Here is a 19,778-nt window from a genome sequence, read left to right as displayed (position 1 = left end):
CGTCCAGTCAAGCCCGCAATAGCCCAGGATCAAGCGCAACAACTGCGCCGCCGAGCCCAGCTTACGGGCGCGTCGCAAGGCGCCGTGCTCCCGAGCGTGCGACTCAAGATCGACCGGCAGGGCTTGTATCAACTCAGCAAATGCGTTACCTCTCATGGTGATGGCAGGTTCCTTTGGTGTGAGTGGTCGACGTCACTCTTGTGCACGCCGGAACCTGCCATCTTTTTTTAAATATATCAACCCTCTACAGTCTTAGTTTGGCGCCTATGCGCGGGAATGCTCGGCCGCCTTAAGCGGCCTTTGTCACGAGGCGTCGCTACCGGCAGTTGCCCAGCGACCTCGGCCGATTCTTAGCTACCACGTCAAACCACTACTGTCTGACTAGAGTTTTCCTCAGCTGGTAAATCGTCCTATGAGCGACCCGATGCATGACAAGGACTCCGTCGCCGTCCGAGCAGTTGTGCTCGCCGGCGGCAGTGGCACGCGCCTTTGGCCCCTATCCCGACAACAGTTTCCGAAGCAGTTCCTGCGCCTTGAAGGAGAGCGGACACTGCTGGACGCCACGATCGACCGCCTTGCGCCTCTGGTACCGACGGAGCAGGCATTGGTCGTCACGGGAGCAGATCTAGCCCATGGTGAGGCATACACGGCGCTCACTCCATACAACACCCTGCTGGAACCCGTCGGTCGCAATACTGCGCCTGCCATCGCGCTGTCCGCGGCCTGGCTTCAGCAGGAGGCGCGCGCACGCGGAGACAACAGCGACCCCATCCTTGTGGTGCTGCCCGCGGATCATGTGATCCGCAAGCCCGAGGCATTCCGTGCGGCGCTGACAGAGGCCATCCGCGCTGCGGCTGACGGATGGCTGGTTACGCTGGGCATCACGCCGGATCGCCCCGAAACCGGATTCGGGTACATCCAAGCCGCCGGCGGACGCTCGCCCTTCCCGGTTGCGTGCTTCACTGAGAAACCCGACCGGGACACGGCCGCACGTTTCCTGGAAGCCGAGAACTACTACTGGAACGCCGGCATTTTTGTCTGGCGTGCCAGCACAGTCCTTACCGAGCTGGCGTATCATCTCCCGGAGGTCGCGCATACGGTGGAGGCCATCCGCGCTGCATGGGGCGACCAACCACCAAGCCACGGCCCGGTTGAACACCATTTTCCGGAGATGCCGGATATCAGCATCGATTACGGCCTGCTCGAGAAAAGCGCCAACGTCGCACTGATCCCGTGCGATATCGGCTGGTCCGATGTCGGCAGCTGGGATGCCGTCCACGAGATCGCGGAACACGACGATGACGGCAACGCCCGACAAGGTCAGACCTTGGCCGTCGACTGCCAAAACAGCCTCATCCACAGCGACCACCGCCTCGTTGCAGCCGCCGGGATTCGAGATCTATGCGTTGTCGAGACCGCCGACGCGGTGCTCATCACGCCGCGCGGCCAGAGCCAGCGCGTGCGAGAGCTTGTCGACACCCTGAAGGCCCAAGGCGGCACTGAGCACATCCTCCATCAGACCGTCCAGCGGCCCTGGGGCAGCTACACCGTCCTCGAGGAGCGCGACGGCTACAAGATGAAACGCATCACGGTCCTCCCTGGCGCCAGCCTCAGCCTGCAACGCCACCAACATCGCTCCGAGCACTGGATCGTCGTCTCCGGCACGGCCACTGTCATTCGCGATGACGAAGAACTGACCGTGAGCAAGAACCAGAGCACGTACATCCCTATTGGGGTCAAGCACCGCCTGATGAATCGCGGCCGCATCCCCCTGCAGTTGATTGAGGTTCAGGTAGGTGAGTATCTCGAAGAGGACGATATCGAGCGGTTTGAGGACCATTACGGCCGTTGATATCGTGGCTATATGCTTAGCTGCACACCCCATCACCCCGTAGTGCGCCCAGACCTCAAAACTTCTTAATCTCCTAATCATATCATGCCTATAAGCCAAGACCGCCGGCCCGGTTTACCGACTGCTGTTATTGTTACTTCAAACTTCCGAGCACCCTCTGGAGGAATACAATATTGGTGCGTTCAAATCGCCAATCTTTTAAACCAGACTGGCCTTAAGGCGAAAGGTTATGGCCTTAGGGATCTTTCGCTAACTAGCACCTATAGACTTTTTCGAGACCTCCTGTGGGCTCAACGCTTGGTTTTCGGTACTTGGAAACACATCCTGCCCACTTTACCGCTATCCCTCTTCAAAGCTGCCTTTTTACCAAGAGGAAAGCAGCCGGATATACAAGTCCTGTGCCATGGGGACGAGCTTCTCTGCTTGAAAACTCGCCTAAGCAAGGCAGCCGTCAAACTAATGTTTCGTTCCTTATCAGCGAAACCAATCGCCAATAGCGCTTTTACTGCTCAGCTTGTCAAGAACACATTAAACATAGACGGTGTCCGAGTCGCTCGACCGATCGTATCACCACCCCGAACGGAGTCGCCTCGCCTAGCGACCAGTAGCGCCCACCCCACGGACACGAATGACTTAAACCTTCTAACCGTAAGCCGCCTCGTTCCACGAAAGAACATACGCACCTGCCTTCACGCCGTGCACGCACTACTTCGATCACGTGGGATCGATGTGCATTACACAGTTGCTGGCGTGGGTCCCGATTTGGATTCCCTCCAGTCTCTCGCACGCAATCTTGAAATAGACGACGTGACCCACTTCTTAGGAGAGGTCACAGATGCCACCAAGGACAAGCTACTTGCCGGCGCCGACATTTTTTTGCTCCCCTCGGTACAAACCACTTCCCCTCCCAGTGTCGAAGGCTATGGAATAGCCTTTATTGAAGCCAACTACCACGGTTGCCCGGTAATCAGTGGTAACAGTGGCGGCATGCCCGAGGCGGTTCTCGACCGGGTAACCGGAATTATTACCGATGGATCTCCGGATGAGGTTACGGCGGCGATCCTAGAGTTACTCGAGACCAAACTCGACCAACAACGTATAAGAGATTGGGCGTTTACGCACAGCCCACATGAGAACACCGACATTGTGAATATGCTATAAATATGACTTCGCGTGTACTTATCCTCTCTCTCCACACTGAATTGACCGGGGGCCCTCGGGTTGCCGGAAACCTTCGCAAGCATCTTCCTAACTCGACCCACTACACACTGCTCATACCCAATCACGGCGAACCGCCTGATGGGACGCTGGGACTCCAGGCCGGTGGCAACTTCAGAATCTTAGCGTCCGGATTGCTTCGGCTACATCGACTACTAAATGATTTACAACCAGCAGTGGTTATAACAGAGAGCGTTCATGCTTCTTTTCTAGCCGCACTTCTGCGCCCCATCCACCGCTATTCCTTGACAACCAGAATAGGTAGACTCAAAGACCAACGGCGTGCGCTAAACACTTTACAAAAACTATCCTTTTTCCTCAGCGACAAAATAGTAGCGCCGACGAAGTCGTGCGCAGAATCTTTCAGACCGCCTCCCAAGAAAACATCCATAATACCAAACCCCTTAGATTTTCACGACCTTGATCGGCATAAGCTAGCGTCAGCGGGCGCTAATACCCCTTCGCCTTTCTACTTGTACCTCGGACGCCTTATCCCAGAGAAGAACGTCGAGGCGGCCATTTCTTTTTTTGCCCGGGAACGGGCCCTTGGGTATACTGGATTTTTACGGATCGTTGGAGACGGTCCTGAATCGTACCGCAGAACCCTAGAAGATTTAGCCGAGCGCTCTGGCATTGCCGATTATATTGTCTGGTCGCCACCAAGCGACTCTCCCTACGCGCTGCTTTCAATGGCTAATGCCGTACTTTTCTTTTCTAAGAACGAGGGGTTTGGTTACGTGCCACTTGAGTCACTTTACCTTGGCACCCCGGTAATAACTTCCAGAACCCGATCCGGACATCTTGACGTGCTAACCGAGTACGGCTCCGGTTATGTTATCCTCGACGTGGCGCCAGGCGAGCAGACTCTTTTTTCGTCAAGTATATGTCGATGCGCGCCAAATTAACAAGAAACTGCCGCAACACCTTGATGCTACGGCATTTTACACCACCAGTCGTACTCGACGATACGGGCCGCCCACATCCAATATGGGCCTGTGGTGCGATAGCTGACGGTACGTGGCAGACAAAAACTGAGCCTTACAACCCCGAGCATAGCGACTTGTACAAGGCACTATTTAGCCGTTACTTTTATGGAACACCCTGGAGCAAAACAGCTCATTTTCAAAAGTGCTTAAGAAAAATCAGCCAAGGACAGCGAACGTGGAACGGTTGCGCGTCGCACGAAGACCTATTGCAAGCCACAAAACGAGCAGATTTTCTAATTGAGTCCATCCGAAGCCGTGGGTTCTTGCCCTCACGCGATCCGGTTTTAATCTGCGTCACAAGTAACGGCGAGATCGTAAAACGCGGGAATGGCCAACACCGAATAATGCTAGCAAAAATGTTAGGACACGATCTGCCTGTTCTCCCTGTTATACAAGCACCCCGAAACGACCGTTATAAAACCCTTCGCACCCATAGATAATGAATATTATTGCTCGCGATCCGCACGAACTACACTGCTTTTTGACAAAACAAGAAAAAACCTCTTTGCTGCTTTTCCTTGCTAGCAGCATCTTATACTTTTATTCCCCGGCCATCGGTTTATGGACATTTCTTCTTTTCTTGCTGCACGCTGCGCACAGCGCACGCACCTTCCTTGTTCTTATAATACCTCTTATTATACTAACGAGACATCATGAACCAGCAGAGGTCCTTCCGTTTTCCGACGGACACCTCTTAACTTTATTTATGGTTTTAGCTACACTGCCATTTCTCTATCGTGTTTCAAGAATACCACGAGACCCTGCCACCCTCTTTTTTTTAATGTTTTTATTTTCCTATACCTTAACCAACATTATCAATCTAGGCGTCTCTACCCATTTAGAACCGACGCGTCACATTTTTGGCACCCTAGCATTCCTCGGCATCTCAGCTACTTCTCTTTATATACTTTACTCACGGACACCCTCGTTTTCCCTTTTTTCTTCTCCCTGGCCTCTAATTCTTTGCGCCGTAGCCGCTCTTGCGATTCTCTTATATCATGCCCACCTCTACCATGATTGGTTCCGGGGCGGCTCCTTAACAATAAGGCTCTCCGAGACCAGCACTAGAAACACTGCAACCGCACTGGTTCTCGTTTTCATAGCCTTATACTGGGCAACGCTCCGCCAATGGCGGAACAACATAATCGCCTGGATAACCCTAGCTGCCTTAGCTATAGGAATTTTTGCGTCTGGATCCCGTATCACACCTATTGCTCTGGTCGCTGGGATTTTGATTCCACATGCACTGTCCATTGCCCGGCGTCTCCTCGCGGATCGATTGGTCCGCCCGTCCCGCATAATTATTTTTCTTTGCGCAACCATCACAACCTCAGCGCTCCTTGCTTTCTTTACACCCGCACTAGAAACATTAGATGAGTTAAACTGGAGGGTTTTACGCGACCCAACTACGACCGCCCAAACGCGCCTAGAAATCTGGGACCGCCTAGTCGCCTCATTAGACGTAAAAACATTTTTGTTAGGCTCAGGCGCGGGGTCAGCGACGTCCATAATTGGCTCACACCCCCACTCGGGTTTTTTTTCACTATTGTATAGCAATGGTGTTTTCACCTTGACAACGTTTCTCACGCTTTTGCTCGTTATCACAACGCGTGCTATTAAAGCTAATGATTGCGCCACCCAGGGTCTTGTTTTTGGACTCGCAACATTCCTCTTGATTGGAATTCAAACAGACAGAGTCGATTTTATTTTATGTTTGGTTTTTACGCTTGTGTTCTATTATTCATTTCAACGCAGATACTCAACCACGAAACCGCCAACGGGCTACTAAAAACTCGCCGTGCCGGTATCATAGACTGGGAAACCAGATAGACCTCGCCGGCAATACTCTAATGATTAGATACTCCAGATCTGTCCGTGCCTCTGGGGAAAGTCCACAGCGTCCTGAAACATTTCCAGAATACCCAACGCGGTTTAGTCTCGATGAGCTGGTTCAGCGCATCGGTGACAGTGACCGACGCATCGTGCTGCGCACGCCGGTCTGCGGCTTCGGGGAAGGCCGATCAGCCAGCTGCAGGCGCTGCTGATCGACAGCGACCTAGCCAACCAGGCAATCTATTAGCCGCTCGGCCGCCAAACGAAAAGGGTCAGACGGCCTCAGAGCTTTCGCAGCAGATCCTTCGCGGCCTGGTGCTCTGTGTGAGCCTCGCAGCATCCCCACGTGGACTCGGAGTATCTAACTGTCGAGCGGTAGGGTTTGAGACGGATACTCAGGGCCTGCTTTCAGCCATACTGTTCGCGAAAGGACTGCATCATGCCAAAGAGTGACTCACAATACGACCTACACCTAATAAAAGTTCTTGGCGGCAGGGATGGCGGTGGCATCTTAACCTCAGAACTCTGCTTTTCGAGAACTTTGAAAACAAGAACAAAAAAACTCACAGCAATCGCAATCGGGAAAGGGATGTCCTCAAAGGTCTATCAAGATGCATACCATCGTGATTTACTTACCCCTCGCACACCTTTTCCAAAATTTGACGGAAGAGCCACAAAAAAAATAACCAGAATCCCCCTTCTAATAATATCATCTTTCTTTGCTGCGGTATTTTGCGCTATACGATTAAGACAGACGCGCCAGAAAAAAGCGGTGATAGTGCGAAAATACGAGCTTTTGCTCTTCTCAGGGTTTTTAGCGCTTCTTTTGAGAGCGCCTCTTTTCTGGCATGTCGCTGAACTGCCGCGTAACAAAACCCTGCGTTTTTATCGCAACTTTACCTGCTTCACATTCAACGTGATCTTGGTCCCTAACAGCAAATACACTGCAAAAAACCTTGGCGTCGATGCAGGCAACGTCATTTATCCAGGTTATTCGCAAGCGCGAACTTTGCAATACCGCCCCCAAACCAAAAAATCCAAAACATTAACGTATGTTATTTCTTCACGCATAGTGCAGTCAAAAGCGATTGATCTAGCAGTAAACGGATTCCTTCAAAGCAGAGCACACAAGTTCGGATGCCGACTTTTAATCGCGGGGGGGCCAACAGACACCGAGTATGCACAAAAAGTCTCTCAACTTATTGAACACTCAAAAACCGATCATGTTTACATGCTAGGCCACCAAGACAATATTATGGAAATATACCGAGAAGCTGATATAGTAATTAACAGTCGGCGCGACGCTGAACCCTGCGGAATCACCATTCTCGAAGCCCTCGCTTCTGGGATACCGGTTATTGCATATCACGAGGGCGGACCTTCAGAATTCATACGCTGTAACAAAAACGGTTGGCTACTAAAAGAACCCTCTATCGCCGAATATACGAGGGCAATAGATAAAGCCTGGGACAACCGGCACCAGATACCGAGCATGGCACTTTTTTGCAAAGAATCAGTCCGGGACCTCGAAGCTACATCACAGGCAGAAAAACTACTTAGATTAATCAATCGACGCCTTCACCCATAAACCTTATGTGCTCACTTGCACTGACCCCGCCTATTCCACAGCATAAAACTGGTCACCTTTGGAATCTACAGCCACTTCACCCCGTAAATAAGATTTCATGTTTGCTTGGATAGATTTTCCTGCTGCCCTCCCCCTGGAAGCGGGAACACCTGATTGCCCTAGAAGCGACCTGGAAATCGAGCCATATGAAAATTTTAAAAATCGTAACAGGCAATGACATCGGAGGGATCCACAGCTCGGAGCTATCACTAACTCCTTATCTGCAAAGTTACGGCATCGATATTAGCTTTTTAGTGCTTGGCGACGGACCTGCTTACCATAGGTATCACGAATGCATCGATCAGACGACGTTAGCCCCAGGAATTCCAGGCTTTAACGGAGCCCGACTATCAAAAAACCCCCGAGTCCTTTTAAACTTCCTACGATACTCATGGACTGGCGCAACCAAAACATCAAGGCTATTTCTGACCTCCCCGCCTCAAGATGCGATTATCGTTCGTCAACAACCTGCGCTTATTTACGCTGCGCGGCTGGGCCAAATTCTACAGATTCCGGTCTTTTGGCATTCCCCAGGACACTTTCGAAGTCGTGCCCACAAGTATTTTTACGATACAGCAAATCTCATAAGCCCTCTAACAACAATTGCGAACAGTTTTTTCACCGCAAAAAAACTTGGAGCAGACCCCGGGTTAACGGTTTACCCCGGTTACGACCCTGAAAGAATCAAAAAAGAACACGCCCCATGGTTACGAGAAAGGCTAGGCATACCGTCATCATCGCCTCTTTTCGCGATAGTTGCCTCTGTTAAAAAAGATAAGGCGCAGGATTTAGCTGTGCAAGGATTTTTGCGCAGTAGCGCTTTTAAGTTTGGCAATGCTCACTTGGTGGTTGCAGGGCCCGCGATTGACCCGGACTTCGATGAGGATTTAAGGATCGAAATAACCCAACATGCCCATGGACGCGTCCACCGTATCGAGCACACAACGGACGTTGCCGAAGTGTACGATCAGGCCGACATCCTAATAAACAGTAGGCGCAATGCCGAACCATTTGGTATCTCGATTGTAGAAGCACAAGCAGCTGGCACTCTAGTACTAGCATACGATTGCGGAGCCCCTCGTGAGACCATTGAACATGGACGCACGGGCTGGCTAATTTCGAAGTCTGATGCGAAATCTTATGCGGCAGGGCTAGACGAACTCTGGGCTATCAAAGACAAGTGGCCTGACATGAAGGATTCTGCACGAATTAATGCACAAAGGTTTACATCAGAGGCGCAGGCTGTACGTTTGGCTGGTATTCTAGAGAGACAACTCAGTTTTGGGGATCAGTGACAATCCAGCCACAAGAAAAGCTCCCGACTTAGGCCAATTCAAAAAATGTCACATTTTAGCAAAATAGAACACCGACTCGCTCGGTGCCTCAGCGGTAATCCACGAGTTAAGGCTGCTGCTAAAGCGACCTGGCAAAGGTGGTCGTACCTGCTGAACAGGCCCAACTTCCGCCGCTCGTGCCACTACCCCATCCACTCCCTGGGACATCCCGATTCAGCCTCTTTCTTCGGTTATTACGGTCACAGTCCGGCGTCACCGGATAGCCGGCGTCTGCTCTGGCACGAGACAAACGCGGATACCGCCCGCCCCCCCTCGTATGCCTCCGCCATCGACATCGTACTCGCGGATCACGAAGGCACCCCGCTGAGCCGCTGGCCCACCCGCGCCTTCAATTGGCAGCAAGGGGCCCGGCTACAATGGGTCGATGCGCAAACCTTGTTGTACAACGACTTCGACACCTCCGAGCAACGCTACGTCACGCGGCTGCGCGACAACGAGGGGCGCTGGCTGCGTGATTTAAGCAAACCCGTCTACGACGCCTCGGCCCAATCCGGGCTTGCGGTTTCCATCAACTTCGAGAGGCTCGCGCTACTGCGCCCTGACTATGGCTACTTTGCTCGCCCGGGCCATACCACGAGTTGGATGCCCTCAGACGACGAGGACGGACTATGGGTAGTGCCTCTCGACGGCACCGCCCCGGAGCTTGTCGTCTCGTTGTCGTCGCTTGCGGAAAAGTCCGACCTTAAGGGGGATCAACACAAGGTCAACCATCCCATGCTGGACCCCTCGGGCCAGCGCTGTGTTTTCCTCTATCGGGTTTTCGAGCACGGACGGCGGCACGACAGCCTCTGGCTGCTCGATATTGAGACCGGCGCCCTTACCCTCCTCGTAGACACTGGCATGGTGAGCCATCTTGTCTGGTATGACGCCGACTGGCTCATCGGCTACATGCGGGCCCGAGACGGGACAGACGGTTACTACTGGCTCGACCGATCCGGCCATCTACAGCCGCTTGCGGAACGCAAACTGGACGATCTCGGAGACGGCCATCCCTCTGTGAACAGTCGCTGGGTTGTCACCGACTCGTATCCCGATAAGGCGCGCCTACAGCACCTGCGTCTACTCGATCTGGGCACCGGAAGCGTTGAGCACTTGGGCGCTTTCTTCCACGGCTTCCGATACGCTGGGCCGCAGCGCTGTGATCTTCACCCCCGCTTCTCGCCGGACGGCCAAGCGGTTTTCTTTGACTCCGTCCATGAGGGCTTCCGGCGCCTATACCGCATGGACCTACGGGAGCCTTCCTCCTAATGGGTCGAGCGAGCATAAGGCTTAGCATTTCTAGTTCAGTTTTTCCGGTTGCGACTTCCTTGAGGCGTTTGCACGGATGACAGCGCAAGACGGAACACCGCCCTTTGTGTCAGTACTGATGGCGGTCTATGGGGGCGACGACCCGGAATGGCTCAGCGAGGCGCTAGCAAGCTTGGAGGGCCAAACCCTCACACCGGACGAGATCGTTATCGTCGAGGACGGCCCGTTGCCTTCGGTGCTTAATCAGACTCTTGAGAGGTTCCAGCACCGCTTGCCGCTGCGGCGCTGGGCAAGGGAGTATTCTTGCGGCCTGGGGGCTGCGCTGGCCTGGGGGCTGGAGCGGTGCCGGAACGATCTCGTGGCGCGGATGGATGCCGACGACGTTTGCGAGCCAGAGCGGCTTGAGGCCCAGGCTCAAGTCTTTTATGACGACCCAGAACTCGCCGTTCTGGGCAGCCAAGCCACTGTCATCGACGAGAGTTCTCAGTACAGGGAACGTCGACGGGTACCATGCTCCGAACAGGTCATCTACAGGCGCATCTGGGCGTGCCCGTTTATTCATCCGGCCGTTATGTTTCGGCGCGAGGCAATCCTCCGGGTTGGCAACTACGATTCGCGCCTGCGGACGCGCCAGGACCACGAGCTGTGGTATCGGTGCGCCGAGGCCGGGCTACGTATGCGGAACCTGGAAGCGCCGCTGCTGCAGTACCGTGAGGCCAGCCAGCCGAAGAACCGCCGGCTGAAGGTGGTTTTGCAGCACGTTGCCATCAACCTGCGGGGCTGCTATCGGGTCGGCGTCGGTGTCTCCGGTTGGGTGGGCTCGTTCGGCCCGCTTGTGCTCTACTTCGTCCCCCGCGCCCTGGCCGACGCCTTGCGGCGCCGGCTGAAATTCTCCTGAACCCGTCAATGGCTCAATCCTGCATGACATCCATATCCACCAGCCCCATCACGGGCAAGCAGTACACGATCCCGACGGAACCCAACGACCAGGCCGGGATCGACGCCTTCCTTTGCGAGAACGACTCGAAACCTGTTGTCGCCGTCCAAGGCCTCGGTTTCGTCGGCGCTGTCATGTCCCTGGTTTGCGCCAACGCCCTCGGCCGCGACTACGCCGTGCTCGGCGTCGATCTACCGACGCCCGAGGCCTACTGGCGGATCCAGTCGCTGAACGAGGGGATTTTCCCGCTGACGGCGGAAGATCCGAAGATCGAAGAGTTCTTCAACCGGGCTCAAAAGCAAGGGAATTTCTACGCCACCTACGACCCCTACGCCTACGCGGTGGCCGACGTCATCATCGTCGATATCAACCTCGACGTGGCCAAGGAGACCGAGGCGTGGGGGCAGCTCAGTGACTACGACGTTGACCTGACCGGCTTCCGCAAGGCCATGCGCGCCATCGGCGAGCAGTGCAAGGAGGATGTCCTGGTGCTCGTCGAGACCACGGTCCCGCCGGGGACCTGCCAGAAGGTGGTGCGCCCCATCCTCGAAGAGGAGCTCGCCCGGCGCGGCCTGCCCACGGACCGCTTCAAGCTCGGCCACTCCTACGAGCGGGTGATGCCCGGCCCCAACTACGTCGATTCCATCCGCACCTTCCCGCGGGTCTACGCCGGCATTGATGAGAAGAGCGCCGACGCCACCGAGGCGTTCCTAAAGACCATCATCGATACCGAGCAGTGCCCGCTCACCCGGCTGGAGAGCACCAACGCCACGGAGATGGCCAAGGTCCTGGAGAACGCCTACCGTGCTATGAACATCGCCTTCGTGGTGGAGTGGTCGCGCTTCGCCGAGGAGGCCGGGGTCGATCTCTACGGGGTGGTCAACGCCATCCGTGAGCGCCCCACCCACGCCAACCTGATGTACCCGGGCATCGGCGTCGGCGGGTACTGCCTAACCAAGGATCCGCTGCTGGCGAGCTGGTCTCGGCGCGAACTCTTCGGCGCCGACGAAGGCTTGCACCACAGCGAGCGCGCCGTGGCCGTCAACGACCGCATGCCGGTCTACGCCTACGAGTTCCTGCGTGAGCAGCACGGCTCGCTCAACGGCGCCCGCGTGCTCCTGCTCGGCGTCTCCTACCGCGGCGAGGTCGGCGACACGCGCTTCAGCCCCGTGGACCTCTTCTACGACTGCCTCCAGGCCGACGGCGCCCAACTGACCCTCCACGACCCTTACGTGCCCTACTGGCCGGAGAAGGAGCGGGAGGTGCATCAAGACCTCCAGGCCTCTCTGGCCGAGCAGCCGCAGGTCGTGGCCATCTCTACCGGCCATCAGCTCTACAAACGGCCCGAGACCATCGACGCCCTGATGGCTTTGGAGGACCTGTTCATCTACGACACCATCGGCGTGCTCTCGGCGGAGCAGATCGTGCGGCTGCGCGAGCGGCATACCGTGAAGGTGTTGGGGAGAGGGGATCTTTGATGAGCCACGGATGGACACGGATCGGAGTCCCATGGAAGGGTGTAAATAGCAAAAATGCGATACAATCAATGGAAGGTGCGGGTTGTCGCGGCTGCCCAAAAGGAGATCAAGGAGCTACCGGCTGACCTGCAGGCCCGGTATCTGCGTTTGGCCGACCTGATACAGGAGCACGGTCTTGGTGCCCTGGGAATGCCTCACGCCCGCCACGTGGATGGGAAGCTGTGGGAACTGAGGCTGAAGGGACGTGATGGGATCGCTCGGGCGCTCTACGTTTGCACGGCACAACGTGAGGTGTTGGTCCTGCATGCCTTCGTCAAGAAGAGCCAGAAGACACCGCGCCGGGCAATAGAGATCGCCAAGAAGCGGTGGGAGGAATGCCAGCGATGAAGAGCCATGAAGATTTCAAGGCGGAGCTTTTGGAGGACCCGGAAGTCCGTCGTGAATACGACCAACTGGCCCCGGAGTTTGAGTTCATTCAGACGCTGGTTTCGGCCCGCTCTCAGGCCGGGCTCAGCCAAGCAGAAGTGGCCAGGCGCATGGGTACGACACAGTCGGTGGTAGCTCGCTTGGAAGGAGGCCGTACGGCTCCTACCTGGAAGACCCTCACCCGCTATGCAGAGGCGACAGGGCGACGGATTCGGTTGCAACTGGAAGAAAGGCAATAAATTGAAAAACGTGCTCATACTCGGCGGCGGCGGTTTCATCGGCATCAACATCGCCCGCCGCTTGCTCGACGACGGCGGTTACACCATTACGCTGGCCGACAAGGGCTACCGCGGTCGGCTCGAGGAGTACTTCGATGCCGACGAGCGGGCCGAGCTCACGGTCATCGAGGACGACTTCACCGACCCGCGCGCTTACGACAAGCTCGCCCGCCACTACGATCACGTCTACATGATGGCGGCGATCGTGGGCGTGAACCGAACGCTGGAGCACCCGGAAGAGGTGATCCGGGTGAACACGGCGCTCACCCACTACACCCTGGAGTGGCTCCAGCGCGCCGAGGTGGGGCGCGTGGTCTTCGCCTCCAGCAGCGAGAACTACGCCGCCACCACGGATCTGTTCGATGCCCCCATCCCGACGCCGGAGACGGTGCCGCTGACCATCGGCGACATGAAACACCCGCGCTGGACGTACGCGGTGACCAAGATGCTCGGCGAATCGGCGTTCCTGCACACCGGACCGGCGGCGGGCTTCGAGGCGACGGTGGTGCGCTACCAGAACGCCTTCGGGCCCTGCATGGGCTTTCGCCACGTCATCCCGCACCTCGTCCAGCGCTTCTGGGGCCATTCGGCCGACGAGCCCTTCCGGATCTACGGCGCCGACCAGACCCGGGCCTTCTGCTATATCACCGACTCGGTGGACGGAACCGTCCGCGCCATGGAGACACCGGCCGCCGCAGGCGAGATCTACCACGTCGGCAACGATGAGGAGATCAGCCTGGAGACCTTGACGCGCACCGTGGGCGAGCTGATGGGCCACACCGGTGACTACGAGCACGCCCCCACCTACCCAGGCTCCGTAGACCGCCGCTGCCCGGATCTGACCAAGTGCCGAGAGGAGCTCGGCTACGAGCCGCAGGTGCCCTGGCGCGAGGGCGTCGACCGCACGGTGCAGTGGTACCGGGACTTCTTCGCCGCGGGTCGGCAACCGGATGACATCGGCTTCGAGCCGCCGGAGCGCTTCAGCCAGCGATAAACGAACAGGAGGTTTCGTGCAGCGCTTTTTCGACGTCTTCTTCTCGGGGCTAGCCATCGTCGTGCTCGCCCCGTTGATGCTGCCGATCATGCTCATCCTGCGCCTGACCGGCGAGGGGGAGATCTTCTACCGGCAGACCCGAGTGGGCCAAGGCGGAGAGCACTTCGCCCTGCTCAAGTTTGCCACCATGCTCAAGGACAGCCCCAACATCGGCCCCGGCGAGATCACGCTCAAGGAGGATCCGCGGATCCTGCCCCTCGGCAAGTTCCTGCGCAAGACGAAGCTCAACGAGCTGCCGCAGCTGATCAACATCCTCAAGGGCGATCTGAGCGTCGTCGGCCCGCGCCCTCAGGTGCCCAACACCTTCGCGCAGTACCCGGAGGCGGCGAAGCAGGACATCGGCCGCGTTCGGCCAGGGCTGAGCGGGGTCGGCTCCATCGTCTTTCGCGACGAGGAGCGCTACCTGGATAACCAGGAGGATCCCCACACCTTCTATCGGGAGGTGATCATCCCCTACAAGGCGGAGCTGGAGCGGTGGTACGTCCGCAACCAGTCCCTGCGCGTCTACTTCGAGGTGATCCTGCTCACCATCTGGGTGATCCTGTTCCCCAGCAGCCGCATGCCGTGGCGGGTGTGGAAGGATCTGCCGGAGCCGCCGGAGGCGCTGCGCGGCGCATCCTGAGGTGGCCTTTTGAGGGCCACCGTCTCGCTACCGCGGTGGAGCATCCTGCAACCACGCCCACAACCACACCACCCCGCTCACCAGCCCCTGCCAGGGCGTGCGCGGGTCGCCGTCCACGGTGACGCGATAGCGGACATTGCGGACTTGGCTTGCGACCTCGGTGATCTCGGGCTCGCCCCGCCCGGGCTTGCCGATCGCCTCATTCACGGTCTCGCGTGCCCGCGCGACCTTGGACGCGGACCCCCGCACCGGGATCTCCAGGGTAACGGACCAGTACTGGGGTGGCACACGGAAGAGCTGGAGCACCCGTCTTCTGGAACAGCCCCGGTTTGAAAGGATTGCAGTTGGTGTCAAACTGTTTTCCTTTACTTGTTAGGTAAAGGGAAGTACCCTTTGGACATCAGCTTCAAGAGTAAGCGCCTGCGCAAGGAGCTCTCCGAGGCGCGGCAACTGCAGAAGGCCCATGGTGCGCGCCGGGCCCGACTACTGCAGCGTCGTCTACAGGCATTGCAGGCGGCGCGAAGCTTGGCGGATTTCCAGCCACCTTTCTCAGGCCCGGAGCGTTGCCACGAACTCTCCGGGAAAAGGCGGGGTCAGCTTTCCATGGATCTGGACCACCCCTACCGCTTGATCTTCTGCCCAGACCATGAGCCGCTCCCCCTCACGCGTGAGGATGGGCTGGACTGGTCGGGCGTGACGGCAATCCGCATCCTCGCGGTGGAGGACACTCATGGCTGAAATGCAGGAAACGACTTTCGCGCCGGATTACGTCGTGCCGCCCGGGGAAATTCTGGACGAGTACCTGGAATCCGCCGGTATGAGCCAGACGGAGCTGGCCCAGCGCACGGGACTAACGGCGAAGACCATCAACCAGATCGTCCGGGGGAAAGCACCCTTGACCCAGGATACTGCCTTGCGCTTGGAGCGCGTCATGGGACGACCGGCCCACTTCTGGAACCAGCTGGAGGCGGAGTACCAAGAGGCCCTTGCACGCGCGCGCGCGGCCGAGGCGGAGCGCGAGCAGCTGGGGTGGATGAAGCGCTTCCCCGTCAAGAAGATGACGGAGCTGGGCTGGATTGCGGACCGAAAGGACAAGCGGGAGCAGCTCGACGAGTTACTGCGCTTCTTCGGCGTCCACTCCGGGCGGGAGTGGGCAGAGGTATGGGAGCACCACCAGGTCGCGTACCGGCAGTCGCAGCGATTCCAAGCTGCCCCGGAGGCGGTTTCCGCCTGGCTGCGGCAGGGGGAGCGGCAGGGTCAGGCCAGAACGTGCGCCCCTTACGATGCGAAGGCTTTTCATGCCCTGCTCAAGGAGTTCCGGGGGCTTACTCGGGAGAGGCCGGAGGTCTTCCAGCAGCAGCTGCAGGAACGGTGCGCGAACGTGGGGGTCGCTGTGGAGTTCGTGCCAGCACTTCCTGGGAGTCGCGTTAGCGGGGCGACTCGATGGCTAACCGCGCACAAGGCTCTAATCCAGCTTTCATTGCGCTATCGCAGCGATGATCAGCTCTGGTTCTCCTTCTTCCATGAGGCCGGACACCTCCTACTTCACGGCAAGCGGGAGATCTTCGTGGAAGGGGGCAACGGGCTGGACGAGGAGAAGGAGGCCGAAGCCAACCGCTTCGCCGCAGACCTCCTGATTCCGCCCCAAGAGTGGGAGGTCTTGATCGGCTCGGGCCGCCCTACTCTCGAACAAGTCAGGGCCTTCGCTGAGCGCGTGGGCATCGCGCCCGGCATAGTGGTTGGTCGTTTGCAGCGTCAACTACCCCCGCCTAAAGGCGGGAGCTTGTGAAAGCAGGCTGGGTTGACCAGGGAGAGTGGCCAATGTGCCGCTACGTTTGCAACAGGTCATGACAGAGACCGTCAACATCCATGAGGCCAAGACCCACCTCTCCCGCCTCCTCGATAAGGTCAGCCAGGGGGAGTCGGTCATCATCGCCCGAGCGGGCCTGCCTATCGCGCGCCTATCCCGTTTTGAATCACCGCAGCCTGGAACCAGTGAGCGCGTCGGCTTCCTGAAGGGGCAGATCGAGGTGCCTGACGACTTCGACCGGCTCGGTGGGCAAGCGATCCTCGACGCCTTCCAGGGAGAGGATCCGGATGCATCTGCTCCTTGATACCCACATCCTGCTTTGGGCAGCAGCGGACTCCCCGCGCCTACCTCAGCAAGCGCGAGACCTCCTCCTCGATCCGGATTATCAGCTCGCCTACAGCGCTGCGAGCCTGTGGGAGATCACCATCAAGCGCGGTCTCCACCGTAGTGACTTCCGGGTGGAGCCTTCCGTGCTCCGGCGCGAACTCTTGGAACACGGCTACGAGGAGTTAGCGATCCGTGGCGCCCATGCCCTCGCTGTAGGAAGCCTACCGGACCTCCATAAGGATCCCTTTGACCGCATGCTGATCGCGCAGGCTGGGGTCGAGGGCTACACGCTGCTGACCGGCGATCATCAGCTCGCGCAGTATCCGGGGCCTATCCGTACCGTCTAGACAGGAACGAAAAAAAGGGGACAGACCCCTTTTTCCGGCTTAAATGCGTACGAGTGATGCCATGCACCAAATCATCCACCACGGCGCCGTCGACGGTGTAACCGGCTCGTGCCATGAACTGCGGCTGGCAGATGGCCGTTCGGTGCTGATTGACTGCGGACTCTTCCAGGGCGTCGAAGCCGCCCCGGAGGGCGCTACCTTTGAGCAGCTGCAGATCGATTTCCCGATCGACCATGTACAAGCACTGGTCATCACCCACGTTCATATCGACCACGTAGGGCGCATCCCCTACCTGCTAGCAGCCGGGTTTCGCGGACCGATTTACTGCAGCGAGCCGTCGGCACATTTGCTACCCCTGGTTCTGGAAGATGCGCTGAAAGTCGGCTTTACACGCAACCGTGACCTCATTGAGCGCTTTCTCGATCACATCACTCAGCAACTCCGACCGGTACGCTACGGCGAATGGGTCACGCTGCTTGAAGCAGCGCCGCGGTGCCGCCTTAAGCTCACCCCGGCCGGCCATATTCTCGGCTCCGCCTTTGTCACCTTCGCCGTGCACACCAGGGGGCGACAGGAGCGCCTGCTCTTCTCCGGTGACCTTGGCGCACCTCACACCGCACTGCTGCCAGCGCCGCGCTCGCCTCATCGGGCCGACGTAGTCGTCCTAGAGAGCACTTACGGTGATCGGCTGCACGAAGGAAGGCACGAACGGGCAGAGCGGCTGCGACAAGCCATCGAACGCGCCCACGACAATGGCGGCACCGTTCTCATTCCGGCCTTCAGCATTGGTCGCACGCAGGAACTGCTCTACGAACTGGAAGAGATCATTTACCAGCAAGGGTGCGGGCGCGGGCGCGGGCGCAGGCGCGGACACCGCCACACCGCCACCAGCCGCCACACCGCTACTGGTCAGTCCAGCCAACAGGGGAAACAGGGGAAACAGGGGAAACAGGGGCAACGAAGCCGGCGCGGCCAACGCTGGGACGAACTCACTATTGTTATCGACTCGCCGCTCGCCGCCCGCTTCAACCGCATCTACCAGCGACTGCGCCCTTACTGGAATAAGGAGGCACGTGGGCGGCTACGCCGGGGCCGCCACCCTCTCTCATTCGACCAACTGGTGACGGTCGACGACCACGATACACACCTTCGGACTGTCGACGCCCTAGCCTCCAGCGGTCGACCAGCTGTTGTCATCGCCGCTAGCGGCATGTGCACTGGTGGACGCATCGTCGATTACCTCAAGGCGATGCTCGGCGATGAACGCCACCACGTCCTCTTTGTCGGCCACCAGGCCAGCGGCACTCCGGGACGGGATATCCAACAATATGGCCCGAACGGCGGCCACGTGGTACTGGACAATGTCCGTTATGACATCCGCGCTGGCGTCGAAACGATCGGCGGCTACTCCGCCCACGCTGACCGCGACGACTTGGTACGCTTCGTCAAACGGATGCGTCACCCCCCAAGGGAGGTACGCTTGGTACACGGCGAACCAGGGGCGCAAGCGGAGCTGAAGGCGGCGCTGCTGCAGGCGCTGCCAGCGGAGCAGATTTTGACTTGCCACCAGTAACTACTTGCCACCAGTAACTCTGACAAAGAAAAATACGCCAGATTCAAGGGGCTGGTTTAATGGGTGCAGATCTTAATACGCGCCGCGGTTTGTGCTGATTGTAAGTGCCGCTTACAATCAGCACATGATTCCAAGACACGCCCAGACCACGCTCGAGCAGCTGGCTGCCAGCTTTCCGGTGGTCGCCGTCACCGGTCCACGCCAATCCGGCAAGAGCACCCTCGTCCGGGCACTCTTTGCCGACCGCCCCTACGCCTCCCTGGAGGAACCGGATCAGCGGGAATTTGCTACGGACGACCCGCGCGGTTTCCTCGCGCAATATCCGGAGGGCGCCGTACTCGATGAGGTCCAACGCTGCCCGGCGCTGTTCTGCTACCTGCAAGGACGTGTCGATCACAGCGGCCGGCTCGGCGAGTGGATCCTAACCGGCTCACAGCAGTTCGGGATGGTCTCCGCCGTGACCCAGAGCCTGTCCGGACGAGTCGGCATGCTGGCGCTGCTGCCGTTCGCGCGCGACGAACTCCAGGCCGCGCAGCAACTACCAGCACAGCTCAACGAGACGCTTTGGCGGGGCGGCTACCCGCCGATCTACGACCGCCCCGTGGACCCCGTCCTCTGGCACAGCTCCTACCAAAACGCGCCGCAGTGCTCCGCCTATAGCCGCGCAGCGGCTTAGGGGTTGGTGAAGCGGCGCATGGCGCGCAGCGCCATTACTCTGGGGCTTCCTGTTGTTCGATGTACTGCTTCAAGACCGACAGCGGCGCACCACCGACGGTAATGATGCAGTAGCTGCGACTCCAGAATACC

The 19,778-nt window shown here is 58.0% G+C and carries 21 protein-coding genes; 19 read left to right on the top strand and 2 right to left on the bottom strand.

Annotation, left to right across the window (positions count from 1 at the left end; all coding sequences use genetic code 11):
- Positions 1 to 424 precede the first annotated feature (424 nt).
- The 13 genes from CKO15_RS11280 (at position 425) to CKO15_RS11220 (ending at position 14,914) form a co-directional block, all read left to right on the top strand.
- Positions 425 to 1,852, top strand: a complete 1,428-nt coding sequence (locus CKO15_RS11280) for a mannose-1-phosphate guanylyltransferase/mannose-6-phosphate isomerase (protein WP_200196263.1) — start codon at positions 425 to 427, stop codon at positions 1,850 to 1,852.
- 84 nt (positions 1,853 to 1,936) lie between these two features.
- Positions 1,937 to 3,013 (top strand): glycosyltransferase family 4 protein, encoded by a 1,077-nt coding sequence (locus tag CKO15_RS11275; RefSeq protein ID WP_338036052.1) that lies wholly within the window; start codon positions 1,937 to 1,939, stop codon positions 3,011 to 3,013.
- 2 nt (positions 3,014 to 3,015) lie between these two features.
- Complete coding sequence (locus tag CKO15_RS14700; protein ID WP_420842141.1) at positions 3,016 to 3,975, top strand: glycosyltransferase; 960 nt, start codon at positions 3,016 to 3,018, stop codon at positions 3,973 to 3,975.
- A gap of 520 nt (positions 3,976 to 4,495) precedes the next feature.
- Positions 4,496 to 5,845, top strand: a complete 1,350-nt coding sequence (locus CKO15_RS14695; RefSeq protein WP_200196257.1) for an O-antigen ligase family protein — start codon at positions 4,496 to 4,498, stop codon at positions 5,843 to 5,845.
- Between the two features lie 483 nt (positions 5,846 to 6,328).
- On the top strand, positions 6,329 to 7,477 hold the full coding sequence (locus CKO15_RS11260) for a glycosyltransferase family 4 protein (RefSeq protein ID WP_200196255.1): 1,149 nt from the start codon (positions 6,329 to 6,331) through the stop codon (positions 7,475 to 7,477).
- Between the two features lie 185 nt (positions 7,478 to 7,662).
- A complete protein-coding gene (locus CKO15_RS11255) occupies positions 7,663 to 8,811 on the top strand; it encodes a glycosyltransferase family 4 protein (protein WP_200196253.1) in 1,149 nt (382 codons plus the stop codon).
- Between the two features lie 435 nt (positions 8,812 to 9,246).
- Entirely contained in the window at positions 9,247 to 10,119 is an 873-nt protein-coding gene (locus tag CKO15_RS11250; RefSeq protein ID WP_200196251.1) for a TolB-like translocation protein, read from the top strand.
- Positions 10,120 to 10,195: 76 nt separating this feature from the next.
- On the top strand, positions 10,196 to 11,017 hold the full coding sequence (locus tag CKO15_RS11245; RefSeq protein WP_200196249.1) for a glycosyltransferase: 822 nt from the start codon (positions 10,196 to 10,198) through the stop codon (positions 11,015 to 11,017).
- Between the two features lie 23 nt (positions 11,018 to 11,040).
- On the top strand, positions 11,041 to 12,534 hold the full coding sequence (locus CKO15_RS11240; protein WP_200196247.1) for a nucleotide sugar dehydrogenase: 1,494 nt from the start codon (positions 11,041 to 11,043) through the stop codon (positions 12,532 to 12,534).
- 54 nt (positions 12,535 to 12,588) lie between these two features.
- A complete protein-coding gene (locus CKO15_RS11235; protein WP_200196238.1) occupies positions 12,589 to 12,921 on the top strand; it encodes a type II toxin-antitoxin system RelE/ParE family toxin in 333 nt (110 codons plus the stop codon).
- Entirely contained in the window at positions 12,918 to 13,199 is a 282-nt protein-coding gene (locus tag CKO15_RS11230) for a helix-turn-helix domain-containing protein (protein ID WP_200196236.1), read from the top strand. The genes CKO15_RS11235 and CKO15_RS11230 overlap by 4 nt, the downstream gene beginning before the upstream one ends.
- Positions 13,200 to 13,209: 10 nt before the next feature.
- The gene (locus CKO15_RS11225) at positions 13,210 to 14,232 is read left to right on the top strand and encodes an NAD-dependent epimerase/dehydratase family protein (protein ID WP_338036053.1); all 1,023 of its coding nucleotides are present in this window, start codon (positions 13,210 to 13,212) and stop codon (positions 14,230 to 14,232) included.
- A gap of 16 nt (positions 14,233 to 14,248) precedes the next feature.
- Positions 14,249 to 14,914 (top strand): sugar transferase, encoded by a 666-nt coding sequence (locus tag CKO15_RS11220; protein ID WP_200196229.1) that lies wholly within the window; start codon positions 14,249 to 14,251, stop codon positions 14,912 to 14,914.
- 27 nt (positions 14,915 to 14,941) lie between these two features.
- Here CKO15_RS11220 and CKO15_RS11215 read toward each other — a convergent pair whose 3' ends face one another.
- On the bottom strand, positions 14,942 to 15,163 hold the full coding sequence (locus CKO15_RS11215; protein ID WP_200196227.1) for a hypothetical protein: 222 nt from the start codon (positions 15,161 to 15,163) through the stop codon (positions 14,942 to 14,944).
- Positions 15,164 to 15,307: 144 nt separating this feature from the next.
- Here CKO15_RS11215 and CKO15_RS11210 point away from each other — a divergent pair, with 144 nt between their 5' ends.
- From CKO15_RS11210 to CKO15_RS11185, 6 genes are all read left to right on the top strand, one after another.
- A complete protein-coding gene (locus CKO15_RS11210; RefSeq protein ID WP_200196225.1) occupies positions 15,308 to 15,652 on the top strand; it encodes a killer suppression protein in 345 nt (114 codons plus the stop codon).
- On the top strand, positions 15,645 to 16,703 hold the full coding sequence (locus CKO15_RS11205; protein ID WP_242464742.1) for a HigA family addiction module antitoxin: 1,059 nt from the start codon (positions 15,645 to 15,647) through the stop codon (positions 16,701 to 16,703). Before CKO15_RS11210 ends, CKO15_RS11205 begins: the two co-directional genes overlap by 8 nt.
- Before the next feature lie 58 nt (positions 16,704 to 16,761).
- Positions 16,762 to 17,028 carry a type II toxin-antitoxin system Phd/YefM family antitoxin gene (locus CKO15_RS11200; RefSeq protein WP_200196267.1) on the top strand — a complete coding sequence of 89 codons (267 nt, stop codon included), beginning with the start codon at positions 16,762 to 16,764 and terminating at the stop codon, positions 17,026 to 17,028.
- Positions 17,012 to 17,398: a type II toxin-antitoxin system VapC family toxin gene (locus tag CKO15_RS11195; RefSeq protein ID WP_200196223.1), complete on the top strand. Its 387-nt coding sequence runs from the start codon at positions 17,012 to 17,014 to the stop codon at positions 17,396 to 17,398. Before CKO15_RS11200 ends, CKO15_RS11195 begins: the two co-directional genes overlap by 17 nt.
- Positions 17,399 to 17,459: 61 nt before the next feature.
- Positions 17,460 to 18,971: an MBL fold metallo-hydrolase RNA specificity domain-containing protein gene (locus CKO15_RS11190; protein ID WP_200196221.1), complete on the top strand. Its 1,512-nt coding sequence runs from the start codon at positions 17,460 to 17,462 to the stop codon at positions 18,969 to 18,971.
- A 91-nt stretch (positions 18,972 to 19,062) separates the two neighbouring features.
- Positions 19,063 to 19,647: an ATP-binding protein gene (locus CKO15_RS11185; RefSeq protein WP_338036051.1), complete on the top strand. Its 585-nt coding sequence runs from the start codon at positions 19,063 to 19,065 to the stop codon at positions 19,645 to 19,647.
- Positions 19,648 to 19,681: 34 nt separating this feature from the next.
- Here CKO15_RS11185 and CKO15_RS14690 read toward each other — a convergent pair.
- On the bottom strand, positions 19,682 to 19,778 hold a 97-nt coding region (locus tag CKO15_RS14690; protein ID WP_200191430.1), incomplete at its 5' end, for a transposase.

Source organism: Halorhodospira abdelmalekii (assembly GCF_016583625.1).
Taxonomy (GTDB): domain Bacteria; phylum Pseudomonadota; class Gammaproteobacteria; order Nitrococcales; family Halorhodospiraceae; genus Halorhodospira; species Halorhodospira abdelmalekii.
This window is presented reverse-complemented; position numbering and strand designations above follow the sequence as displayed.